The organism is Parabacteroides sp. TM07-1AC, assembly GCF_003480915.1.
GTDB lineage: Bacteria > Bacteroidota > Bacteroidia > Bacteroidales > Tannerellaceae > Parabacteroides > Parabacteroides chongii.
This window is the reverse complement of sequence record NZ_QUKD01000001.1, coordinates 446,895-471,244: the sequence shown is the minus strand read 5'-3', so window position 1 is coordinate 471,244 and position 24,350 is coordinate 446,895. Positions and strand designations below refer to the sequence as shown.

The 24,350-nt window shown below is 45.2% G+C and carries 23 protein-coding genes; 13 read left to right on the top strand and 10 right to left on the bottom strand.

Features of this window, described 5'->3' with window-relative positions; genetic code table 11:
• Window positions 1–7: 7 nt before the first annotated feature.
• From DXD68_RS01980 to DXD68_RS01975, 3 genes are read right to left on the bottom strand one after another with little or no spacing between them, the layout of a single operon-like run.
• Window positions 8–1,366 (bottom strand): hypothetical protein, encoded by a 1,359-nt coding sequence (locus DXD68_RS01980; RefSeq protein ID WP_122360062.1) that lies wholly within the window; start codon window positions 1,364–1,366, stop codon window positions 8–10.
• Between the two features lie 27 nt (window positions 1,367–1,393).
• Complete coding sequence (locus DXD68_RS24015; protein WP_147382970.1) at window positions 1,394–1,573, bottom strand: hypothetical protein; 180 nt, start codon at window positions 1,571–1,573, stop codon at window positions 1,394–1,396.
• Window positions 1,574–1,599: 26 nt separating this feature from the next.
• Window positions 1,600–2,466, bottom strand: a complete 867-nt coding sequence (locus DXD68_RS01975; protein WP_147382969.1) for a hypothetical protein — start codon at window positions 2,464–2,466, stop codon at window positions 1,600–1,602.
• Window positions 2,467–2,729: 263 nt separating this feature from the next.
• On the opposite strand from DXD68_RS01975, the gene DXD68_RS01970 reads away from it, so the two are divergent.
• The 9 genes from DXD68_RS01970 to DXD68_RS01930 all read left to right on the top strand — a co-directional run bounded on the left by DXD68_RS01970 (window position 2,730) and on the right by DXD68_RS01930 (window position 13,989).
• Window positions 2,730–5,591, top strand: a complete 2,862-nt coding sequence (locus DXD68_RS01970; RefSeq protein ID WP_410510708.1) for a M16 family metallopeptidase — start codon at window positions 2,730–2,732, stop codon at window positions 5,589–5,591.
• Window positions 5,592–5,679: 88 nt separating this feature from the next.
• Window positions 5,680–6,135 carry a DUF4268 domain-containing protein gene (locus DXD68_RS01965; RefSeq protein ID WP_122360060.1) on the top strand — a complete coding sequence of 152 codons (456 nt, stop codon included), beginning with the start codon at window positions 5,680–5,682 and terminating at the stop codon, window positions 6,133–6,135.
• A gap of 4 nt (window positions 6,136–6,139) precedes the next feature.
• The gene (locus DXD68_RS01960) at window positions 6,140–8,695 is read left to right on the top strand and encodes a M1 family metallopeptidase (RefSeq protein ID WP_122360059.1); all 2,556 of its coding nucleotides are present in this window, start codon (window positions 6,140–6,142) and stop codon (window positions 8,693–8,695) included.
• A gap of 7 nt (window positions 8,696–8,702) precedes the next feature.
• Window positions 8,703–9,020 (top strand): DMT family transporter, encoded by a 318-nt coding sequence (locus DXD68_RS01955; protein ID WP_122352747.1) that lies wholly within the window; start codon window positions 8,703–8,705, stop codon window positions 9,018–9,020.
• Between the two features lie 258 nt (window positions 9,021–9,278).
• Window positions 9,279–10,130: an ATP phosphoribosyltransferase gene (gene hisG, locus DXD68_RS01950; protein ID WP_122360058.1), complete on the top strand. Its 852-nt coding sequence runs from the start codon at window positions 9,279–9,281 to the stop codon at window positions 10,128–10,130.
• Between the two features lie 14 nt (window positions 10,131–10,144).
• Window positions 10,145–11,425, top strand: coding sequence for a histidinol dehydrogenase (hisD, locus tag DXD68_RS01945; RefSeq protein ID WP_122360057.1), 1,281 nt, complete (start codon window positions 10,145–10,147; stop codon window positions 11,423–11,425).
• On the top strand, window positions 11,422–12,453 hold the full coding sequence (gene hisC / locus DXD68_RS01940) for a histidinol-phosphate transaminase (RefSeq protein ID WP_122360056.1): 1,032 nt from the start codon (window positions 11,422–11,424) through the stop codon (window positions 12,451–12,453). The genes hisD and hisC overlap by 4 nt, the downstream gene beginning before the upstream one ends.
• 2 nt (window positions 12,454–12,455) lie before the next feature.
• Window positions 12,456–13,583 carry a bifunctional histidinol-phosphatase/imidazoleglycerol-phosphate dehydratase HisB gene (gene hisB / locus DXD68_RS01935; protein WP_122360055.1) on the top strand — a complete coding sequence of 376 codons (1,128 nt, stop codon included), beginning with the start codon at window positions 12,456–12,458 and terminating at the stop codon, window positions 13,581–13,583.
• Window positions 13,584–13,593: 10 nt separating this feature from the next.
• Window positions 13,594–13,989 carry a lipocalin-like domain-containing protein gene (locus DXD68_RS01930; RefSeq protein ID WP_233576962.1) on the top strand — a complete coding sequence of 132 codons (396 nt, stop codon included), beginning with the start codon at window positions 13,594–13,596 and terminating at the stop codon, window positions 13,987–13,989.
• 87 nt (window positions 13,990–14,076) lie between these two features.
• On the opposite strand, the gene DXD68_RS01925 is transcribed toward DXD68_RS01930, so the two are convergent.
• The 6 genes from DXD68_RS01925 to DXD68_RS01900 form a co-directional block, all read right to left on the bottom strand.
• Window positions 14,077–14,394, bottom strand: a complete 318-nt coding sequence (locus DXD68_RS01925) for a type II toxin-antitoxin system RelE/ParE family toxin (RefSeq protein ID WP_122360053.1) — start codon at window positions 14,392–14,394, stop codon at window positions 14,077–14,079.
• On the bottom strand, window positions 14,385–14,657 hold the full coding sequence (locus DXD68_RS01920) for a hypothetical protein (RefSeq protein WP_122360052.1): 273 nt from the start codon (window positions 14,655–14,657) through the stop codon (window positions 14,385–14,387). The genes DXD68_RS01925 and DXD68_RS01920 overlap by 10 nt, the downstream gene beginning before the upstream one ends.
• A 140-nt stretch (window positions 14,658–14,797) precedes the next feature.
• Window positions 14,798–17,893: a GLUG motif-containing protein gene (locus tag DXD68_RS24200; RefSeq protein ID WP_199715350.1), complete on the bottom strand. Its 3,096-nt coding sequence runs from the start codon at window positions 17,891–17,893 to the stop codon at window positions 14,798–14,800.
• Between the two features lie 2 nt (window positions 17,894–17,895).
• Window positions 17,896–18,189, bottom strand: a complete 294-nt coding sequence (locus DXD68_RS01910) for an HU family DNA-binding protein (protein ID WP_122360051.1) — start codon at window positions 18,187–18,189, stop codon at window positions 17,896–17,898.
• Window positions 18,190–18,580: 391 nt separating this feature from the next.
• Window positions 18,581–20,980, bottom strand: coding sequence for a DUF3987 domain-containing protein (locus DXD68_RS01905; RefSeq protein ID WP_122360050.1), 2,400 nt, complete (start codon window positions 20,978–20,980; stop codon window positions 18,581–18,583).
• 35 nt (window positions 20,981–21,015) lie between these two features.
• Window positions 21,016–21,240, bottom strand: coding sequence for a DUF4248 domain-containing protein (locus DXD68_RS01900; RefSeq protein WP_122360498.1), 225 nt, complete (start codon window positions 21,238–21,240; stop codon window positions 21,016–21,018).
• Window positions 21,241–21,443: 203 nt separating this feature from the next.
• Between DXD68_RS01900 and DXD68_RS01895 the strand changes: the two genes are divergently transcribed.
• The 4 genes from DXD68_RS01895 to DXD68_RS24195 all read left to right on the top strand — a co-directional run bounded on the left by DXD68_RS01895 (window position 21,444) and on the right by DXD68_RS24195 (window position 23,796).
• Window positions 21,444–22,349 carry an Rpn family recombination-promoting nuclease/putative transposase gene (locus tag DXD68_RS01895; RefSeq protein WP_122360497.1) on the top strand — a complete coding sequence of 302 codons (906 nt, stop codon included), beginning with the start codon at window positions 21,444–21,446 and terminating at the stop codon, window positions 22,347–22,349.
• Window positions 22,350–22,638: 289 nt separating this feature from the next.
• Entirely contained in the window at window positions 22,639–23,088 is a 450-nt protein-coding gene (locus tag DXD68_RS01890) for an HU family DNA-binding protein (protein ID WP_122360049.1), read from the top strand.
• Window positions 23,089–23,125: 37 nt separating this feature from the next.
• Entirely contained in the window at window positions 23,126–23,593 is a 468-nt protein-coding gene (locus DXD68_RS01885; protein WP_122360048.1) for a glucosaminidase domain-containing protein, read from the top strand.
• A 35-nt stretch (window positions 23,594–23,628) separates the two neighbouring features.
• On the top strand, window positions 23,629–23,796 hold the full coding sequence (locus DXD68_RS24195; protein WP_199715348.1) for a hypothetical protein: 168 nt from the start codon (window positions 23,629–23,631) through the stop codon (window positions 23,794–23,796).
• A 65-nt stretch (window positions 23,797–23,861) separates the two neighbouring features.
• Here DXD68_RS24195 and ybaK read toward each other — a convergent pair whose 3' ends face one another.
• Complete coding sequence (gene ybaK, locus DXD68_RS01880; RefSeq protein ID WP_122360047.1) at window positions 23,862–24,350, bottom strand: Cys-tRNA(Pro) deacylase; 489 nt, start codon at window positions 24,348–24,350, stop codon at window positions 23,862–23,864.

The following is a 24,350-nucleotide window of genomic DNA, read 5'->3' as shown; positions in this document are numbered from 1 at the left end:
TTGTGCGTTATTTGGTTAAATATTCGAATTCAACATCAGCATCTATCATTGTACCGAACAGTTCATCTTCAACAGCAGAACGGGTGACAAGTGATTTTGAAATAGGTCTACTTAATAAACCTCCTAATTCAGATACATTTAGGGCATATAATACAACAACATTTGTGTTTCTTGCCATGATGTCGGCTGCGGCGAATTCTCCCGCAATAGTACCTCTATATAAAGGAGTTTCCCCGTTTGTATCCAAAATTTCAAAAGTCATATAAATCATAGTTTGATTGTTACTATTTCTGAAATCATGTGGAGTGATATAAGGAAGGGACATATCTCTGAAACCGGAGAACTTTCTACTTGTACTGACTAATGGAAAATCCATTTCGTTTACAGGAGAACACCATCTATAGCTAATGGCTGTATATTCATCAGTGCTTGCCGATATCGGTGCTGTTCTTGTCATGTCATATGCATTAGGATAACCAGTAAAGAAGAAACGAGCACGGAATTGTTTATTTATATCTGTAATTAACTCTTTCTTTGCTACCTGATTAAGGTAGTCTTTGATGTAATCAGCGTTATTTGCTGAATTCCCTGATTCTGTTTTGATAGCAAGTTGTACATTTAATAATGTTGTAGCACGTTCCAAATGAATCATACTCATTGTTTCCTGAGTATCTTCTGATGATATAGGTAATTCATATCGGTCTTTTTGGCCTGTACTTATAGCATTTTCAGATTCAAATATAATCTGTTCATTGTCGATATTAACGAATAAGGCTGCTTCACTAATAAATAAGATATCACCAATAGGGGCATATACATCACCTCCCGGGATGGTCAAAACATCTGATTTCTTAGCAGTAGCTTTTGTAATATCTTTTGTGGAAGCAAAATATACTTTATCCCCCTGTTTTAAATTAATAGGATTATTGCAATCTGAATCTTCACCTTCTCCTTTTATCGAAATTGAATTATCTGAATCAGTGGAAAGTGATAGCTTCCAAGTCAATGTCAAATCATTTTCATTTACTTGAGTTGCTGTTGCTATACAGTTATTATCATTATCGACCTTTACTAAATAAATCTTATGTCCTACGTTCTCTAATGGATAAATAGCTTGAAGTTGTTCGTCGCTACTTCTTAATGGTGTTGATTCTGGCCATATTTCTCCATTTCCCGTTTTTGTTAGAGGCAAGTCTTGTTTATTGTCAAAACCTTGAGCAGTATTCGCAAGTTGCATCGTGACACTTGTCCATTTTATATCGGGAGTATCAGTTCCTTTTCCATTATCATCCATATCGTTACTACATGCAGTAAACATGGACAACGACAGACTGCTAATTACTAATGTTTTGATAAATGTTTTCATTAATTCGTAATGTTTTTGTTTAAATTATTAATCGATCCAATTATGCTCCCAAGGAGAATTCCCATCTGTTCCTGTTCCAAAGTTGTGACGTTCGAATTTCCCTGCAGAAATTTGAACAGCACCACTACCAGCGATACACTCATTCAAGTGGATTTCTACGACTTCCACTTTTGGTTTCTCGTACATTTTTAAATTTTTCTTTTTCACTTTCTATTCGTATTAAAATTAAACAATTATCTATCTCTGTTGTAAGACATTTCGGCAGCTTCTCGTTCTGGCCTTGATTGCAAATGGTAGCCAGGAACGGTTCCTGCAAGTCGGGCCAAAGTCTGACTGATCGCATTGAAAGTCGGCTTGTCGTGGCGTATCATAGATGCGGAGGCCAGTAAAAGTCGGAATGTGTCAATGGCAGACAATCGCTTCAAGCGGTTTTCTTTCGCTTGCTCCATTTTGTAGAGGGCTTGCAGCTGAGATCTTTCGTTTCGATAATAGTCTCTTTTTCCACTCCAGGGAGTGCCATATATATAAGGTTTGTTTCCTATTATACGGACTGCCGGCTGGTCGTCGTTCAATAAAGTAGCGTCAGGGATGTATTTCAGCCACAGGTCGGAATGGGTGCTTTTGCCGATTCCGGAAGGGCCTAAGAAAGCAAATCCCTCTTCTTCTTTTTTGATGGAAGACGCGTGAATCAGAACTGTATCATGAAATGAAGAGCTGTAAATAAAGGCCAACATGAGAAACAGATTTAAGACAGTCGGACTTTCGGCACTTGTGGTCGGAACAAAGTCGATTGTGAGTTCTTTCCATGTTTTGTCGGCCAGCAAACGGTATTTGTTGCCTGACTCGGCAGACTGGTATATGACTATATTCAAATCATCGTTTTGATATATACCATAGGAACCTGTTTCTGTGGTGGTTGAATACACGAATACGGGTATATCTTTTATTTCTCTGCCAGGATAGACAGAGATGGTACACAGGTCTGTAGCTTGCTTCTCCTGGCTTTTTCCGATGAAGGGGATAAAATTCTTCATTTCGAGAAAGGGGTTGAAGTCAAAATCCAATAATATATTAAAACCTGCGATATTCAGATATTGCATACTAGTGTTCGCTTTCATTATTGTTCCGCAAAGGAAAGAATAAATATGAGTTTGATACAGTTTTATAAAGTAGCAGGTGTCTTAATAAAAGGAAAACGCAGTCCCATTTTCTAGAAAAGTAGCGGGGAATATTGTTTTATACTTCAGATTTGAAAGAATAGTCCAAAAATATCTTATCAAATCCTATTTACTTGTGGGAATGAGCTATCTTTGTAAGTCATAAATGATGGTGAAAATATACCATGAAAGCATTTTTGACGATGATGTTAGTTACAACTGGTACAAATCTGTTAACCGCTCAGAATACAAAAGCGCTTGAAGTAAAAGAACATACACTAAATAATGGATTGACCGTCTGGCTGAATGAGGATCATAGTCAGCCGAAGGTGTTTGGAGCTGTCGTTGTGAAGGCCGGGGCGAAAGATTGTCCGGATACAGGGATTGCTCATTATTTCGAACATATGATGTTCAAAGGTACCGACAAGATCGGTACGGTGAATTATGAAGCAGAGAAAGTACTCCTGGATTCTATTGTCATGAAATATGACGAACTTGCCCGGACAAAAGATGAAGCAGCCCGTGCCGGTATTCAGAAAGAGATAAACGAACTGAGTATCCGCTCGTCCGATTATGTGATCCCGAATGAGTTCAATCGTCTGATTTCCAAATATGGCGGTTCAGGACTGAATGCCGCGACCTCATACGACGCCACCATCTATTTCAATACTTTCTCCCCGCAATATATGGAGCAATGGGCGGAAATAAACAGCGAACGCCTGTTGAATCCTGTCTTCCGCCTGTTCCAAAGCGAGTTGGAGACTGTTTATGAAGAAAAGAACATGTACGGCGACTTTATCGGCGGTCCTGTTATGGAACGTTTGCTTGCCCGCTATTTCGCACCGCATCCCTATGCCTATCCGATCATTGGAAGCACGGAGAATCTGAAGAATCCGCGTCTGACAGAGATGCGGAAGTTTTTTGAGGAGTATTATGTGGCATCCAATATGGCTTTGATTTTGAGTGGTGATTTTGACTCGGACGCTGTACTGCCCATCCTGGAAAAGACTTTTTCGCGCATCCGTCCGGGTGAAGCTCCTAAAAAAGAAGCTGTTGCTCTGCCACCGTTCAAGGGGAAGGAGATAATGAAAATAAAATTTCCTGTCCCTTTGGTAAAGGCGATGGGATTGGGGTTCCGTGGTATCCCTGCCAATCATGAAGACCAGGTCGCACTGGCTGTCGCAGTGAATATGCTGAACAATGCAAACGGAACCGGCTTTCTCGACAAACTGATGGTCGACAGGAAGATCATGGCTTCGATGGCCATGAACGAGAGCATGAACGAAGCCGGAATACTGGCAGTAGCCATTATCCCGAAGCTGATGTTTCAGACATACGGCAGAGCGGAAAAATTAGTATGGAAAGAGATAAACCGGGTAAAAGAGGGAGATTTCAGTGACGAAATATTTAATAGCCTGAAACAGGAACAACACCGGCAGTACGCTTCCGACCTGGAAAATATAGACTCGCGTGCCCGTATACTGATGTCGCTGTATTCGCAGGGTAAAAGCTGGGAAGAGTATCTGCAGGAAGTAGCCCGGATAGAAGCTCTGACACGGGAGGATGTTATCCGTGTTGCCCGTAAATATTTTAGTGATAACTATTTGTGTGTCACTAAAACAACAGGCAAATACCCGAAAGACAACCTGGCAAAGCCTGATTTCAATCCGGTTGTTCCTAAAAACTCGGAAGCATCATCCGAATATGCCAAACGGCTGGAGCAATTGCCCGTGCAGACGGTTGCCCCGCGTTTTATCGATTTCGGGAAAGACGTACAGATAAGCCAGCTCACTCCATTGGCTACTTTATATGCAACGGCAAATCCGGTTACGGATATATTTACGCTGAATATGGTGTATCAGATCGGGATGCTGGAACAGCCCCGGTTAATGCTTCTGGCAAATTATCTGCAGTTCCTGGGCACGGACTCCCTGTCGTACCAGGAGTTCCGGACGCGGTTGCAGGTGCTGGGCAGCACGCTGTCTTTCGATGCAAACGAGAAACAGTTTACTGTCCGCATTACCGGTTTTGACAAGCATTTTGAAGAGACCGTAAAGCTGGCAGGTGATTTTATCGCGCATGTAAAAGCCGATGATAAACAGATACGCCAGGTAATAAATGGTGCTAAAGTGATAGAGAAGGCTTTCTTCGAATCGAGCGATAACATTGCCCTTGCCATGTTGGAAATGGTGAAGTATGGCGAACAATCGAGGTTTCTTAAAAAATTATCCCTTTCAGAGATCAAGAAGCTGAAAGGAAAGGATTTGCTGAACGTTTTTGCAGATGTCCGCCGGATGGAATGTGATTTGCATTATTGCGGAACACTGCCTGCCGGTCAGGTTGCAGAGCAGATAAAGGCAACGCTTCCGTTGCAGGAGATCACTGTTGCAGTAAAAGAACCCTACTATCGGGATGCAAAAGCATATGATAAACCGGTTGTGTATTTTATGGATATGCCGACAGCTTCGCAAAGTATCGTTTACGGTTTTGCCAAAGGAGAAGTGACGGATGATGCCTGGTCGCGTCATGCTTCCCGGCTGTTCTCTGCTTATTTCGGCGGAGATATGTCCTCTTTGATGTTTCAGGAGATCAGGGAGTTCCGCTCGCTTGCCTATCGGGTAAACGGGCGTTATCTGTTGCCGCCCCATCAGTTGTCGGGAAAGGCGGGAGAGTTTGTCACGATGCTTTCCACGCAGAGCGACAAGACGCTGGATGCCATGGAAGTGATGAAATCGCTGATCTGTGAAATGCCGGAAAAACCGGAGCGGATCGAAACAATCAAGCAGTCGATCATCAACCAGGTAAATAATGATTTCCCCTCTTTCAGGGAACTGTCGGAAAAGGTTGCCTATTTCCGGAGAAGCGGATTCGACCGGGATCCGAATGAAGCCTTGTTGGCCGACCTTTCGGAGATGGATATGCAGGATATTGTCCGTTTTTACAGGCATAATGTCCGTCTGAAGCCAGTTGTCTATGTGATAGTAGGCAATTCCAGCCGTATAGATATGAAGAAGCTGGCGGAATATGGAGAAGTTATCAGATTGAGGAAAAAAGATATTTATAAATAGTTGATAGTTGACAGATGACAGTGGACAGGTGTTTTTGGCTCCTTCTTTTAACTGTCATCTGTCAACTGTCAATTGTCAACTAAAAAAGATGTATAGTAAAGACGAATTAAAGAACCTGAAACTGGAGTTTTGGGAAAGTTTCGCCGCTTATTGTGAAGTACAGCCTTATCTGCGGGGGCGTAAAAAAATATGGACTTTATACGATACTAAAGTCAAAGGTGTCGAGTTGAAGTTCGATATCAGCCGCAGCGGTGCTTATGTGATCCTGGAGGTAAACCACCGGAGCGAAGAACTTCGTTTGGAAATGTACGAACGTCTCACTTGGTATAAGGAAATGTTAGAGAAGGATTTCCCCGAAGGTTTGATCTGGGATATTTGTTTTGTCCGGGAGACGGGAAAAGAAGTCGCCCGAATTTATACAGCCAAGGAAGGAATCGATTTTCACCGTAAACAGGATTGGGGAGAATTTTTTACTTTTATGGCGTCGCAAATGTATTTACTGGAGCGCAATTTTATGTCGATAGCAGAATATTTGAGAGAGTAAAAGGATGGCACATTCAAATCATATTATTTTTCAGGTGGTAGGAATAGCAGCTGTGGGCCTGTTGTCAGCCTGTGCAACACAGCAGAAAGACGTTGTCCTGCAGGAAGCAGGCGTGAGCCATGAACTGGCTCAGTTCAGGAAAGAACATTTCGGGCAGGTGAAATACGATCTGTTTTTCTCCATTCCGGAGTCCAGGCAGGAACCGGTCGGGGGAAAGGCTGTGATCCGGCTGTCTCTGAAAGAGAAGCTCCCGATCATTATAGACTTTCGAGGAGAGGCTTCGCAGGTCGCTTCTGTACGGCTGAATGACGAGCAGGTGCCTTATGAAGTGAAGAACGAACATATTATTATCCCGGCAGACCGGAGTAAAGTCGGTGAAAATAAAATAGATATAGCATTCACCCCGACGGACCAGTCTTTGAACAGGCGGGATGAATTTCTGTATACTTTGCTGGTGCCTGACAGGGCGCGGACAGCTTTCCCTTGTTTCGACCAGCCGGACATGAAGTCCTTGTTTACACTGACACTGGAGGTCCCGGCAACCTGGCAGGCTGTCACCAACGGTGCGATAGGGAAGACCGACACGCTCTCTGTTCCGGACCGGAAAATCATCTCTTTCAAGGAGACGGAGCCGTTGAGTACCTATCTGTTTGCCTTTACAGCCGGAGAGTTCGTTCGCGAAACGTATACGCGGGAGGACAGGGAGATTTCCATTTACCATCGTGAGACAGACCCTAAGAAAATAGCTCAATGTCCGGAGATCGCCTCCGAGGTTTTCGATGCCTTGGCGTGGCTGGAAGAGTATACGGCTGTTCCGTATCCGTTTGCCAAATACGATCTCATCATTCTTCCCGGCTTCCAGTTCGGCGGCATGGAGCATACGGGAGCTACATTCTATACGGACCGCCGGATGTTCTTGAATGAAAATCCGACACTCAATGAGCAGTTGAGCCGCAGTGCCCTGATTGCCCATGAGACGGCGCATATGTGGTTCGGCGATTATGTGACGATGAAATGGTTTGACGATGTCTGGACGAAAGAGGTGTTTGCCAACTATTTTGCCTCCCAGATTGTCGAGCCGTTGTATCCGAATGTCAATCATGCCTTGAACTTTATGCAGAATTATATCCCGCCGGCTTATTCGGAAGACCGTACAGCCGGTGCGAATCCCATCAAGCAGGACCTGGATAATTTGCGCAATGCCGGTTTGGTGTATGGCAACATTATCTATGACAAATCGCCCGTCGTACTGGAGATGCTTATCAAGAAGATGGGAAAAGATGCTTTCCGGCAGGGAATCCGGGAATATCTGAAAACATACGCTTACGGAAATGCAACCTGGGAAGGATTGATCACTATCCTGGATAAATATACGGATGACGATCTCGAAACCTGGAGTCATATATGGGTGAATGAAAAAGGCATGCCTGAAATCACGGCTTCTCTGGTTGGCGATAGCCTGGTTGTCTCGCAAAACGACCCGTTCGACCGGGGATTGAACTGGCCGCAGGATCTCTCTTTCCGGATTGTCCCGAAAAACGGGGATCCGGAAGAAATTTCAGTTTCTCTCGGGAGAAATTCAAATTCCTTCCGAAAGAAACTGAAAAGACTCCCGCAAGAGGGTAGTTTCATTGTCCCGAATATAGATGGAAAAGGATATGGCTTTTTCCGTTTGAGTGAAGCGGATGCGGAGGCTTGTGCTGCCTATCTCCCGGTTTGTAAAGAGGAACTGCTGAGAGGCTCCATCCAGGTCACTTTGTATGAGAACCTGTTGAACCGGACTATTTCGCCTGCTTCTTATATGGAAGCTATGCTGAAGTATTTGCCGGAGGAGAATAACTCGTTGCTATTCTCTGCCGCTTTGGGTTATATCGGCAATTGCCAGCGGCTGTATCAGACGGATGTTGCTCCATTGGAAAAGACGTTATGGCAGATCGTGACGACTTCCTCCGTTCCGCAGCACCGTTTACAGGCTTTCCGCTCGTATCGTTCATTGGCGAAGTCGCCGGAATCGGTCGCTGCATTATATGCTATATGGAAAAAGGAACAGGCTCCGGCGGGCTGTGCACTGAGTGAGAGCGACTATATCAGTCTTTCTTACTCGCTGGCGCTCCATCTTCCGGAGCAGGCCGATGAGATTATCGCTATGCAGCAATCGCGTATCACCAATTCGGACCGGAAACGGGAATATGCATTCATTTCGCCTTCCGTTTCTCCTCATAAAGAGGTGCGCGACAGTGTCTTCGCTTCCTTGCTGATTGCGGAGAACCGTCGTGTCGAGCCGTGGGCATCCGCTGCATTGGCAAACCTGAATCACTCCTCCAGGCAGGAAGAAGCGATAAACTATATTCGTCCGGCTTTGGATATCCTGCAGGAAGTGCAGCGTACCGGCGATATCTTCTTCCCGACAGCCTGGACGCGTGCGCTGCTTTCCGGCCACACGTCCGCGGAGGCGAGGGCAGAGGTCGATGCATTCTTTGCCGATCATCCGGACTATCCGCCTATGCTGGCTAATAAAATACGGCAACAAGCCGATCATTTATATAGATTAAAACACTGATGTAATTATGGGATGGATTTATTTATTGCTGGGCGGCCTGTTTGAAATAGGCTGGCCTGTCGGTATGAAACTGGCGCAGACAACGGGATCACGTTTTCTTTATCTTTCGGTAGCTGTCATTTCGATGGCGCTGAGCGGATACTTTTTATATTTGGCTCAACGGACCATTCCGATCGGAACGGCTTATGTGGTCTGGACCGGTATCGGGGCGGTCGGTACATTATTGATCGGCATCTTTATTTTCGGGGATTCGGCAGGTATATGGCGTATCCTTTCTGCCATGCTGGTGATATGCGGGATTATCGGTATAAAGTTGGCATCCTAGAAAAAAGTTTGCCGAATCGCTAATCTTTTGATAGTTTTATTTGCATTTTCAATTATTATTGTAACTTTGTGGCATCAATAAAACAACAAATGAGAAGAAAAGTATCACATCACCATCATCATCATTACAACGGGCAATAGTTCGGTGGGCTGTGAGGTGTGTGGATACGCATAATATAATCTAAGTAAGGCTTGCCGTTATTCGGTAAGCCTTATTTTGTTTTCGGAAAGAATATAATTATTAAAATAAAAAATAAACATGTTACGAATTGCAGTACAATCGAAAGGTCGTTTATACGACGAAACAATGCTATTATTGGAAGAAGCAGGTATCAAACTGAACAGAGGAAAACGTATTTTACTTTTATCGGCAAAAGGTTTTCCGGTAGAGGTGCTGTTCCTGCGTGACGATGATATTCCTCAGTCTGTGGCAAACGGAGTGTCTGATATAGGTATTGTAGGCGAAAACGAATATGTTGAAAAAGGGGGAGAAGCCCGCCTGGTGAAACGGTTGGGATTCAGTAAATGCCGCGTGTCCCTGGCTATTCCCAAGGATGAAGAGTATCAAGGCGTAGAATGGTTCGAGGGAAAGACTATCGCTACTTCTTATCCGGAGATACTGAAGGCTTATCTGAAGGAAAAAGGGGTAAAGGCGGATTTGCATGTGATCAGCGGTTCAGTCGAGATCGCTCCGGGTATCGGTTTGGCTGACGCTATTTTCGATATTGTCAGCTCGGGCAGCACATTGGTCAGCAACCAGTTGAAGGAAGTGGAAGTGATCATGCAGAGCGAAGCGCTTCTGATTGCCAACAATAACCTGTCGGAAGAAAAGCTGGCTATCCTGGATGAACTCCTGTTCCGTTTTGAAGCGATCCAGGTAGCTGAAGGAAAGAAATATGTATTGCTGAATGCTCCGAAAGACAAGCTGGATGAGATCATAGAGGTATTGCCGGGTATGAAAAGCCCGACAGTGACACCGCTGGCAAACGGCGACTGGGTTTCTGTCCAGTCAGTGATTGCAGAGAAACATTTTTGGGAAATCATCGGAAAGCTCAAAGCGTTGGGCGCAGAAGGCATCCTGGTTCTCCCGATTGAGAAAATGATCTTATAGAAAGTATAGTTGTTATGGAAATAATAAAATACCCGTCAAAAGAAGATTGGTCATCTTTGGTCAAGCGTCCGGCGCTGGATGTGACGACTTTATTCGATACGGTTCGTACCGTACTGGATGAAGTGCGCCAGGAAGGAGATGCTGCCGTAAAACGATATGAAGAGAAGTTTGACAAAGTAACGTTGGCGAATCTTCAGGTATCGGAAGCCGAGATAGAAGAGGCTTGTGAACTTGTCTCCGAAGAATTGAAGCAGGCTATTCGCACAGCGAAGGACAATATCGAAAAGTTCCATGCTTCCCAACGTTTCACGGGACATAAAGTAGAAACGACTCCCGGCGTGACCTGCTGGCAGAAAGCTGTTGCCATCGAGAAAGTCGGTCTGTATATCCCCGGAGGAACGGCTCCTCTGTTTTCTACCGTTTTGATGCTGGCTGTTCCGGCCCATATCGCCGGTTGTAAGGAGATCGTTTTATGTACGCCTCCGAATAAAGAAGGCAAGGTACACCCCGCCATCCTTTTCGCAGCCCGTACAGCCGGTGTCAGCAAAATAGTTAAAGCAGGCGGTATACAGGCGATTGCCGCTATGGCATACGGAACGGAATCCGTCCCCAAAGTCTATAAGATATTCGGTCCCGGAAACCAATATGTAACGGCAGCCAAGCAGCTTGTCAGCCTGAAAGATGTCGCTATCGACATGCCGGCAGGTCCTTCCGAAGTAGAAGTGATTGCCGACGAGACAGCCAACCCCGATTTCATTGCCGCCGATTTCCTTTCGCAGGCAGAGCATGGAGCCGACAGCCAGGCTATCCTGGTTACAGCCGCCGAAAGCATGGTGTCTCCTGTTGCCGATGCCATCAGCCGTCAGTTATCCGAACTATCCCGTAAGGAAATTACAGAAAAGGCATTAGAACACAGCCGTATAATCGTGTTAAAGGATGAACGGGAGGTGATCGATTTCACCAATATGTATGCTCCGGAGCATCTGATTATACAGACCAAGAACTACGCGCATATCGCCGAACAGATCGAGAATGCCGGCAGTGTGTTTATGGGGCCTTATACACCGGAAAGTGCCGGCGACTATGCTTCAGGCACCAATCACACGCTTCCCACCAACGGATATGCCAAAGCATACAGCGGCGTGAATTTGGATAGCTTTATCAAAAAAATAACCTTCCAGGAGATCACTGCCGAAGGTATCAGGAGTTTAGGTGGAACCATCCAGGTCATGGCGGGTAACGAACAGCTGGATGCCCACCGTAATGCAGTAACAATAAGATTGAAAACAATATGATGGATTTAAAAGACCTTGTCAGACCCAATATTTGGGAATTGAAACCATATTCTTCTGCAAGAGACGAGTTTCACGGTAGTGCATCTGTTTTTTTGGATGCGAACGAGAATCCTTATAACGAGCCTTATAACCGTTATCCCGATCCTTTGCAGTGGGAACTGAAAGACCGGATTGCCGAGCTGAAAGACGTTGACCGCAATTCCATCTTTCTGGGAAATGGCAGCGACGAACCGATCGACCTCGTGATCCGTGCTTTCTGTGAGCCGGGAATCGATACCATCGTCAGCATAGCTCCTTCCTACGGTATGTATGAAGTGGCGGCGAATGTAAACAATGTCGATTTCAGAAAGGTTAATCTCACCTCCGATTTCGAATTGGATGCGGATGCTTTGCTGGACGAAGTGGACGAATGGGTGAAAATAATCTTCCTCTGTTCTCCCAACAATCCGACGGGAAACAGCCTGGACCGGGAGGAGATCTATAAGATATTGAATCACTTCGAAGGGATCGTTGTCCTGGATGAAGCCTACATCGATTTCTCGGCAGAGTCTTCTTTTCTTCCGGAATTGAAGAAATTCCCGAACCTGATCGTGCTGCAGACACTATCCAAAGCCTGGGGTGCCGCCGGTCTCCGCCTGGGCATGGCATTTGCTTCTCCTGAAATTGTAGCGATTTTGAACAAGATCAAATATCCTTACAATGTCAATATGTTGACACAGAAGCAGGCATTGGAGCTGTTGAACAACGAACGGGAGATGCTGGACCAGTTGCGCCGTATCATGTCTGAACGTATCCGTCTGCAGGCGGCTTTGCCGGAACTGCCGATCGTTCAGAAAATGTACCCGACCGACGCCAACTTTATTTTGGTGAATGTAGGTAAGGCCGATTCCGTATATAATAAATTGGTAAAGAAAGGCGTTATTGTACGTAACCGCAATAATGTGACGTTGTGTAACGGTTGTCTGCGCATCACAGTCGGTACACCGGAAGAAAACGACGCCTTGTTGAAGGCTTTAAAAAATATGTAAGCATGAAAAGAGCCCTCTTTATCGATAGAGACGGAACTTTGGTGATAGAACCTCCTGTAGATTACCAGCTGGATAGCCTGGAGAAGCTGGAGTTCTACCCGAAGGTGTTCCGTAACTTATATTTCATACGTAAGCAACTGGATTTCGAGTTTGTCATGGTGACAAATCAGGACGGATTGGGAACGTCTTCTTTCCCGGAAGATACTTTCTGGCCGGCTCATACTAAAATGTTGAAGGCACTGGAAGGCGAGGGGATTGTTTTTGACGATATCCTGATCGACCGTTCCTTTCCGGAAGATAATTCGCCGGGTCGCAAGCCGCGTACCGGCATGCTGGGCAGCTATCTGACCGGTGAATATGACCTGGCAAACAGTTATGTGATCGGTGACCGCCTGACGGATATGCAACTGGCTGTGAACCTGGGGACGAAAGGCATTTGGCTGCGTCCTGCCGACGAAGAGGCGTCGCAGTTGCTGGCTGAAAATCCATCCCTGTCGCCGGTCCTGATAACGGATGACTGGGATAAGGTGACCGAATTTCTTTTTGCCGGTGAGCGTCGTGCCGTCGTACAGCGCACCACCAAAGAGACGGATATCTATGTCGAAGTAAATCTCGACGGTAACGGAAAGACTGAAATCTCGACCGGATTAGGTTTTTTTGACCATATGCTGGACCAGATAGGAAAACATTCCGGTATGGATTTGGTTATACGTGTAAAGGGTGATCTGAACGTCGACGAACATCATACGATTGAAGATACGGCGATCGCTCTTGGAGAGGCATTGCTGAAAGCCCTGGGCGATAAGCGCGGCATTGAACGGTACGGCTATTGTCTGCCTATGGATGATTGCCTGTGTAGCGTAGCCCTCGATTTCGGCGGACGTCCGTGGTTGGTCTGGGACGCTGAGTTCCACCGTGAGATGGTGGGAGATATGCCGACGGAAATGTTCCTTCATTTCTTTAAGAGCCTGAGTGATGCCGCCCGCATGAATCTGAATGTTAAAGCGGAAGGAACGAACGAACACCATAAGATAGAAGGTATTTTCAAGGCTTTTGCAAGGGCTGTGAAAATGGCTATACGTCGTGATATTTATAAATATGAACTACCAAGTACAAAAGGTTTGTTATAATATGAAAGGAATGAAATACTGGATAATAGCCGCTGTTGCAATCTTGATGGCTGCATGTAATAATGATACGGAACACAAGCTGGAAGGCAAATGGCAACTGCAGCAGGTGGAGGCGAACGGAGAAGTGATACAGGCTGATACGGTATTTTATAATTTTCAGAATATACTGTTTATGTATCAGATATATCAGCCTGATTCCAACTCTGTTCTTTACCGTTATGGTTACAATACGGTGAATGAAAACAAGTTGACATTGGAATTGGAACACAATCCGAATACCTTGGACAAGTTTTTGCCCTATACGGATTGGAACTCCAAAACGCGTGTATTTACTATCGAGAAACTGAGCGGAAAACAGCTTATTCTGGATAGTGAAGGGAAAAGGTATATATTTAGAAAGTTCTGAATTTACTTATATTGGAGCAACTGGGTGCAACAGGCTGTGTGAGACTGACGGATGTAGCAAAGGTTAATAGGTTGAAGTGAAAAGGATCTACTTCAACCTATTAACAAGATTTTCAGGGGCACGGCGTGTATCCCAAATATCAACGATATTAATTATATTTTTTTGTTTGTCGATAAAATAAATGAGTTTATAATGGCTGTGCTCCACAATACTACGAAATCCTTGCGGGTATTTTTCTAATAATATTTCGTATTTTCCCATTAAAGGGTTTTGGGCTAAAAGTATTTCATAATGCCTGATTCGTTGATAAACGTTGCTTGCTGTTCGTTTCCCAAATGTAATAAGGCAATACTCGACAAGGTCGTTAAGTTCTTTTTCTGCGTCAGGAGACCATATTACTTGCATAGCCAAGGATATTTTTGTTCCATTTTATGAAAAACCTCGCTACTGGGAATACCTTTTCCTGCATCTAACTCTGCAATAGAGTGGTCGATACGGGCATGAAGTTCTTCCAAGGTATATGGCGTAAGTTGCTCTTCCTTTTCATGGAAATCCAGAATATCTGTCAACCGGCTTTTGACTTTATCCAAAACATCTTTACTTGTGATAGATAGGATTGCTTTCGCTAATTCTATTTTATCTGCATCCAGTCTCATATTTGCATCCATTTTAATTCTCTTTTAAGGTTTGTATTAGCCTTATTCTATCTGATCTATTTGTTCGATGAATAGTATTGCAAAGATAGAAATTGTTTTCAATATCGGAAGGAACGCCGGTTCAGAAACTGAGTAATGATGGTGTCCTCGTGTTATTTTTGTATCTGTATCTTGAAACTCTTATTTCCTGCTATGACAATATAATTGCCTTGCGGTAACCAAAGGGACTTATCTCCCGATAGGTTGTCGTATTTATGTAAGAGTGTCCCGTTGAACGTGTAGATGAATACCGTTTCGGGATGGGACGTGTGGAGATGTAGATAAGCGCCTTCTGCACGGACAGTCGTCTCGTTTGTGCTGATTGTTTCGTTGGCAACCGGGTCGGGATTGCGGACGATACCGTCGATACTGATTGCGATAGGTTGGCGTACATATTTGATAATGTATGCACCGTCGCTTGAACGTGGGGTGATCGTTTCGCCCCGGTCGGTGGTGACGATGGGAGAGGACTGGTCGTATTCCTTGTCGAGTGTCAGGTAGAAACGGAAACTGCTCCAGGCTTCTACTTCGTACTGGCCGGCTACAGGGTCGGTGGTTGCTCCTTCTATTTGAGGGAGGGTGACGGTATGGTAGATCGGAGGAACAGGTGTTGGATCGGGCTCGGGTTTCGGGTCGGGTTTCGACGTTTTACTGAAGGTTGCGGAGATTGTGATATCTTCCGATACAGTCCATGTCGTTTCGGAGGCGAAAGAAGTGCTATTGACCGTTAGCTCGTCCAGCTGGTAGGTATCCTCTGGGGTGGCAGTAATGGTAAGTACGCTTCCTTCCGGCACTTGATCATTGGTGTTTATTGTCTTTGACGCTTGATCGACAACAGTGATCGTTCCGTGCTCCGGATTGTCGATAGTGACGGTATGAAGTTTTATGAAGGTAGCGGAGATTGTGATGTCTTCCGATACGATCAATGTAGTGCCGGAAGTGAAAGGTTGATCATTTACCGTTATCCTGTCCAGCTGGTAAATATCCTCGGGAGTGGCTGTGATGGTGAGTTCGGTTCCGCCTTGTACCTTTTTTCCGGATGAATAGGAGGTGCCATCTGCAGTGCTAACTGTTAGTGTCCCATTCACCAAAGAGTTGATTGTGATGGTGAAGTATTGTAGATTTATGAGAGGAATGTCCGGTTGGTTGGCAACCATATCGCTGTAAGATATTCCGTCTGCGTTGATCTTTTTCAGTTTAGGCAGTTGGTTGTCTGTGAAACTCCAGGCATCTGATGATGCGAAAGGATAGTTTGTTTCGTCCCAGTCGCTGCCATTCAGGTTTGTATTACTAGTGTCCCATTCTCCGGGAATCTCTGAATGGGCATAATTATTAGAGGTAGTAGCTGTTCCTGTCTTAATATACCCATTTATGCGACCAATATTAGCGGTACTATTTGAGATTCCTGCAGTATTTAGTGCAACACAATTTTCTATAGAGGCATTGTTTATTCCGGCAATGCCACCAACGTAACTCTGAGTACTCGAATTTGTCGCTTCTATTTTTCCTGTTGCATAACAATTCAGGACTGAACTCTTATTATTTCCAGCGATACCGCCAATCTGTTTTTGGCCATCATTGGCTGATGTAATATTCCCTGTTGTATAGCAGTTTTGAATATTTCCTGTATAAGGGCTAGATATGTTATTATACCCGGCAATGCCTCCTGTATAATTACTACCTCCTTCTGAAGTAATATGGGCTGTAGAAAAGCAATTCTTTACATTTTCATAATTTATACCGGCAATACCTCCCACATAACAATTTGTTCCAGTCGCTGCGATGGAGGCACTACCTTGACAATTAGTGATAGTTGCAAAGCTGTATCCTGTTATACCTCCGCTATAATTATAGTATCCGTTGGTAGTCAAACTACCTGAAGCAATGCAATTCGTTACGGGTTTAGATATATATCCGGCGATTCCTCCGGCATAAACACTCGTTTTGGTAAAATTGGCTGTAGCCTGTATATCGGTGGATGATTCACAATCAATAATATTACTTTGACTATATCCGGCTATTCCTCCGGCATAACAGCTATTTTTGCTCAGGTCAGCCTGAGGGGTATCGGTTATTAACTCCATTGAAATAGTTCCGGAACTTGTGCATTTAAAGATGGGTTTGATCTTGAGATCATGCCATCCGACAATACCTCCAACTTTGGAATAGGTATTAATATCTGTAGACTTGTTCGAACTACTTATTTTATATTTCACTTCAATATTGCAAGAGGAGGTGCATCCTTCAATTGAATACTCGGTAGTTGTGCCTGAAGATGTGCAACTGGCTATTCCTCCGATCCCGTAATTGGTTGCAGCTGTTGTAATCGTAATTGTGCCTTCAGAGGAACAATCTTTGATATAACCTTCGTTTATCGTTGTTATTCCTCCGGCATGTCCATACTCTGATACAATGGTCGTATTATGTGTTTGGCTGTTTTTTATGGTGCCAATGTCTGTTTGGTTGCTTTTGTTGTTTCCCGCAATACCTCCGATAAAAGTCGAAGATGTATTGGGAAAGTCGCCTGCTGTGGATTTTAATGAACCTTCAAAAACGCAACCATCAATGCTACCTCCGAAATTGTATCCGGTGATACCTCCCATGTAGCCTCCTTGTGCCTTCAGATAAGTCAAAGATCCTTTGGCAGAACAATTGTTGATTTCTGAGAGTTGGCTGTATCCGACTACACATCCTGCATAAATATCGGAGCTGCCGGCATCATTTGTATTGTGTTTCTTTTCAATACTACATTGTTCCAGATTAACGTTTTCTATTTTGGCATTCTTGGCATGTCCGAATAATCCGGCTGCAAACTCGGTCGATATATTCATGTTTTGAATGAGGGAGTTTTTCCCATCAAAAGTTCCTTTAAATGGATAGTTTTTTGTTTTACCGATCGGTATCCAATTGTGTCCTGTCAGATCCAATTCTTTAGTAAGCGTTATCTTTACTCCTTCAAACCCTTTTTTGCCGGAATCTCCAGTATCTTCATTGTTGTTTACCATTTTCGCCACCCAGGCTAATTCGGCTGCGGAAGATATAGATATTTCGGTGGAGTAAGGGGAAGTACTCCAGTTCGCAGGTTCGCTTGCCAGGTTTTCCCATGTGTCCGGTGTGGTATCATCTGCCCGCATCCCTTTGGAGAAGAAACATAGAAACGCTATCGTTATTAACAGACGATACGAGATAATATGTAAATTCTTTTTCATCATCATTTATTTTTAGTTTGAGTATTATTAAGTTCTTCAAGAAGTTGTTTTCCCGGTTTCAGCTTTACGGAGAAACGTGCGGGGATGGTATGAGGGGCACCCGTCTTGGGGTTGCGTGCCGGGCGTTCGGTCTGATACCATCTTGAAAGGATAGCAAAACCCTGCAGGCGGATTTCTCCACCTTGCTTCAGTTCGTTGGTGATGATACCGGTTAAAGATTCGAAAACCTTTTGGACTGTAGTGCGAGTGAACCCTGTCTGAAGGGTCAGTTCGTTGATTAATTGTTGCTTGTTCATAAGAATGACTAGAAAAAACGTTCCTTTTTTCTAGTCATTTTCCGAGGTGTCTAAAAAAATAAAAGTTTCCGGAAAAAATTGAACGAATAAGATTTGAAAATTATTGAAAAACAAGAGAAAGTAAGATTATCAAAGTTTATTCGTGATAAGTTTGAATATAAAAATATAACCCGTAACTTTGTGACTAATTTAAAGGAACGATTAATTTAGTCATTCTCCGAAATGTCTTTTAGTAAAAAACTAGCGGTTTATTTTGAAAATACTTACGTTTTTTGTCCGAAATACTTAGCCTTTTTGTATTGAATACTTCCGGTTTCTGACATTTTTTTCACGTTTTGTATTTCAAAAGCTCGCCACTCTCGCCACTTTCGCCACTAAAGTTATTTCATTTTCACCCCTCATATTTATCAATCTTTTTCTGATATTTACCGACTGATAGTCTGATGATTAGGCCTTCTACTATCCATCTTTTCAAATGCCTGTCGATGGTCCTTTCGGGGATTCCCAGGGACACGCCGATGGCCTTCGCCTGAGAGGTTTTGAAAGAAGAGGGCAGGTCATTGAAAAAACGTTCGTAAATATTGGGATCGGAGAGGGGCGTGAAATCTGAATCATGCTTTAACATGGTACTCAATGTGAGTATATGTTGCTGGAACATGAGCACAAACATCATGGCAATGTCGAAATCGACATCTGAAACGATCTGGTCGTCGAGGGTGCTCTGTCGCTCCACTTTGCGCAGGGCGGCGAGGATCATGCAGATACAGAAATGAGAACGTCCCAGACGGTGCACAACACTCAGCCGGTCTTCGTCGCCGAACAACTGTGCCTGTTCCGACATGCGGGAGAAACGGTGGTTCATGCGGTTTCGCTGTTTTTCGGTGTAATGGACGAAGGTGGGGTTATTGTCGAGGAAGATACCGGCTTCGAGTATGGCGGCACCAACCTCTGCATAATAACGGTCTGCATTCAGGCTGTCATCTTCGCTGGTGAGCAGTTTCCATTTGGGAGCCTCGTTGAAGGTGTAAGCCAGGAAACGGCTGAAGAGCCCGTCGTCGGCGGACGGGATGAAACGGGCAAACTGTCCGAAAGTACCGCTGGTGAGCAGTCCCATAAGCGGACGGTCGCAGCTCACTGTCCCGCCCGATATGGATGAACGGTCGATCATTTCCTGATGGGCAATTTGGTTGAGCAGGTAGGTGTATTTGCCATGATCGTTGTTGATGGCTTCGATCAGGACACCTATTTCCGACTCCTGCATCAGTGCGGGATAATGTTCGTTGGCTTTCAGCTGCTGTACGAGCTTCGCCTGGGTGATGGTGCCGGCAATTTTCAGTTCCATCTGAAGAATTTCCTCCGGTCGGGTGATCATGACCGGCTTTCCGTTTTTCTTGCTTCGTGCCACGGCATCTTCGTACGCTTCTATCTCTTCCCTGTTTTTCTTGACATACGAAGCCGATTTCGAGCGTACGTAGTAATGCCAGGGACGGAGTAGCTGGTACATCCCGTTGATTACTCCCTTGCCGGAGCCGGCACGTGCGACGATGTAGAGGTAGAGCGTGGGTGCAATTGTGCCGTCATGATAGCTGCCTCTTACGTGAGGCATGACAGTGGATAGCATGGTCAGTGCGGAGACCGTCGCCATGTCGCGCTGGCGTCCTTCGAGACCGGGACGAATCATGTCCCTCAAAAGGGCTGGAGCGGCATTGAAAAGGTCCTTGTCGACATAGGGTAGAGTGGGTGTAACGTTTTGATTGACAACAATATCCTCTTCTTCTTCGACAGGAGGGTATTTTTCAGTATCTTTAGTGGCGAAAGTGGCGAGAGTGGCGAGCTTTTTGCCGCCGGTCACCTTGTTTTCGCGTCTGTTTGCCCCATGCTCCGCCTGTGCCTTGCCGTATGCCGATGCGATTGTTTTGCAGATTTCCTTCGCATCGAAATCGGGTTCGGCATAACGGCGTACGCATTCGTTTTCGACTGCCTGCTGTCCGAAGCCTGCACGGTTCAGACAAAAAGCCAGGCTGACCAGCTGCGCATGGCGCTGTCCTTTCACCCAACAGTTTCCGCGGTCCGCCTGGTCCAGATAGAGGTCCAGTCGCTCCGTCTCTGTCAACGGCTCCGTATTTGTCTTTGTCTCCGTCTTTTCCCTACACTGTCCGGAGTTACCTTCCTGGCGTGTGGAGTAACTTTTCCCCTCAGGAGAGAGGGCAGAGGGGGTGTCAACGGCATCGATCTTGAATATCGTTGCTTCCGGATTGTAATAGCACCCCGCATCGTGGCAAATCAAGCTCGTCCGCGTGATGTCGGTGCATCCCCTGTCTACCGCTTCTCCCAGCGTCGTTTCAACAATATCATACAATGCCAGGCAGGTCTCCGCATGATGCACGGTATCCGTTTCTACCCGGAAGATCAGATGTACGCCTGCTCCCCGTGCACTGACATAAGCCAGTGCCAGCCAGGGGAAGCCTTTGCTTCGCTCCATGTATTCGGCAACCGGTGTCTTCATGCCGTCAACGTCCACCAGCACGTAGCCGGTATGCTCACTAGCCTGTTCCGTCAGTCTTTCGTTGGGAAAGAGTGCCGATACGGCAATGGCGGGCAGTTGCAGTTTCGTTCGTTTGGCTTCCTGGTGACGACCTTCGGCACTTAGTCGCCGGATCTCTTTAGTAATAAACTGAAGAGAGTTGCCTTTAATAAATGCATCGAGCCAGCTGAGTGTCACTCTCTTTTCTTCCCTGGTCTTGTAAAGACTGCCGTACCAGGAGAATTGTTGTTCTTTGTTTTGTTTCATAAGTAATACACTAAAGTTGTAAATTGTTGGGGTCGCTAAGGTTCACCCAGATGATTGACGATACACATAGCCTGTTTGGGGGTAAGTAGTTTCTGCCCCGGTTTCCAGTCCAGGGCGGTCAGCTTCTCTTTGAGGTTTCCCGAAAGCCTGATCCATCGTGTCAGCTTCTCACTGGCATTCTTAGGTGTCGATTCTGGGAAATAACACAGGGCGAGTTCGTAAAATGCCCAGACACGGCAGTAATTTCGCTTTTCTTCCATGATCGTTATATTATTGATTGCTTTACGTAAGGTAAGGATAAAATCTGAGAAAAACAAGAGTTTACAGATTGAAAATCATGGTTTTGTGAAGATTTTTTTTGCTTGCTCGGGACAAATAACCCGTTTTCTTTTTTGTCCGAAGGAAATATTCTTTATCTTTGTTGCACCGCCTGTTATTGGGCGGCGACCAAAATTTATACGCTATGGGAAAGTTTATCAATCCTTTCACCGATTTCGGTTTTCACCGGATTTTCGGGCAGGAGGTACACAAAGAGTTATTAATCGATTTCTTAAATCAACTGCTGGAAGGCGAACGCCATATCAGCGATATCACCTTCCAAAACCCGATCCTCCAACCGGAAACGATCGAAGACCGGGGAGTGATATTCGATATTCATTGCAAGGATGACAAAGGTGGTTGGTTTGTAGTCGAAATGCAGAACGGAGCCCAACCCTATTTTTACGACCGGGGTATCTACTACTTATCGCGGGCTATTAGTAATCAGGGGGAGAAGGGTAAAGACTGGAAGTTTAACCTGTGCCCGGTATACGGAATCTTCCTGTTAAACTATAAGATGGGAATGAACTCCAAATTCCGGACAGATGTTATATTGGCAGACCGTGATACCGGACAGATGTTTAGCGACAAGATCCGGCAGGTATATCTGGAGTTGCCTTGGTTTACGAAAGAGGCTGATGATTGTGAAACAGATTTTGAACGTTGGTTATATTTATTAAAGCATATGGATACATTAGACAGAATGCCTTTCAAGGCACAAAAGGCCGTATTCGACAAACTGCTCGAAGTGGCGGATGTGGCTAATCTGAACAAGGATGAGCGTGTCCTGTATGACGAAGCCTTGAAGCGTTATCGTGATTATAAGAATACGATAGACTATGCCGAAGAGAGGGGCTTGGAAAAAGGATGGAAAGAAGGTAGAAAGGAAGGACGGAAAGAAGGACGAAAGGAAGGTCTCGAAATAGGAGTGGCTCAAGGGCGTAAAGAAGGCGTTTATTCGATGGCAAAGGCAATGAAAGAGAAAGGACTTCCTTTTCAGACAATCGCAGAGGTGACCGGCCTCAGTGAGATGGAAATACAGACATTATGATATTCACAATAAATATGTAAAGAGACAAGGCAGCTTCATTTGAGGTTGCCTTGTTTTCTTTATAATAGCTTTGTCTCTGTTACTAATATGGTATCGGATTACTCTATCCTGTTTTACCATTAAATATCCCATTACACACTCCTGTGGCTGACTATGACCGTCCCGGCGCCTTGCCGTGTCGTATCTTTGTAATGTAATCAAATACGAGGCCCTCTATACATATATATGATTACATCTGTCAGTTGTCAACTGTCAACTGATTAAAACACTAACCCTTAAATTTAAAATTATGTCAGTAAGGTACAAACTGGTCTTACGTAAGGACCTGTCGAAAGATGCTCCTGCGGGAGCACAAAAGTATTATGCATCCGTCAACAACAACGGTACGCTGCCTTTCAAGCAGATGTGTCAGTCGATCGCCGCCTATTCGACGGCTTCGCCCGGCGATGTGAAAGTGGTGTTGGACGGCTTGATGTTTTTCATGAAAGATGCCCTGTTGCGCGGCGAGATCGTGCAGATGGGGGAAATCGGGAATTTCCAGATCAACGTCGGCAGTACGGGTACGGCTACTGCCAAGGAATTTAAAGCCGCTCTGATTCGTAAGCCCCGTATCGTATTCCGTCCGGGCGTCGAATTGAAGGAGATTCTCGACAAAGTGAGCTTCGAACGCATCGATGCGGAAACCGGTTCTTCTTCCGGAGGCAGCGACGGTGAAGACGACCGCCCTGTGATTGAGTAAAAGTATTTGTAAGTGAGTAACAGTAAATCGTAAAGCTATGGTTGCACAACAAATCAATTTCGTAAAAAAACTCCTGCCGGCAGCCGTGTCGGCAGGAGCAGCTTTCAACATGAATCCGGTAGCTATCCTTTCGCAGGCGGCGTTCGAGAGCGGATGGGGAACCAGTAACCTGTCGGAAAAATATAATAACTTCTTCGGTCTGACAGCTTATGGAGCTGCCAACGAGTATTGGCATGGCGGGAAAACGACCGTAAAGGCCGCCGATTATTCGATGGACTTCCGCCGCTACGATACGTGCGGGAACTCTTTCCTCGATTTCGCCCGGCTGATCCGTAACAACTACCGTTCCGCCTGGTCGGTGAGCGACGACATCGCTGCCTATGCTAAAGAGATTGCCTACAGCCCCTACATCAGCGAACTCAATGGCGACGACCGCGAGGTCTACCGAACTAGCCTCGTCAGTATCGAACGGACGATCTGGGCGGTGATGGCGATTATTCAGTGATAGGTTAAATTATTCATTCTAATAAACATTTTCTTATGTCCAAATTCAAACGAATCATCGAATTTATCCTGGCTTTGCTTAACTTTTTGTTTCACTTTAAATCTGTACCGGATGATGAAACACCCGATGTTATCGAATCTTATCCGAGTCCTGTGCCGTCTTCTCCGGCACGGGCTGATCCTCTGTTTGAAACTATCCCTTAGGATACGTTTCCGCTGACCCTTTTATGAAGAAGGTGCGCCGACTTTCGACACACCTTCTTTTTTTATCACTCTTCTTTTTCGGCTATCAGATCCGCACTCTCCGCTCTTACTTCGCGAATCAGGTCTGTCGGGGCAATCTGTACCTGTAATCCCCGTTGGCCGGCACTGATATATATCTTTTCATATTGTTCTGCCGTCTGATGAATATAGGTAGGGAAATGTTTCTTCATGCCTATGGGCGAACATCCGCCGCGGATATAACCGGTCAGAGGCAGTAACTCTTTCACAGGGATCATCTCACACTTTTTATTTCCGGATACTTTGGCCGCCTTTTTGAGATCCACTTCATCGGCTCCGGGAATTACGCAGACAAAATATCCGCTTTTATCCCCGTGAAGGATCAGTGTCTTGAAGACCTGTTCGATATTTTCTCCTAACTGCTCTGCCACATGGATGGCACTTAAATCATTTTCGTCTACTTCATAAGGAACCAGCTGATAAGCAATCTTCGCTTTGTCCAACAGCCGGGCTACATTCGTTTTGTTAATCTTCAT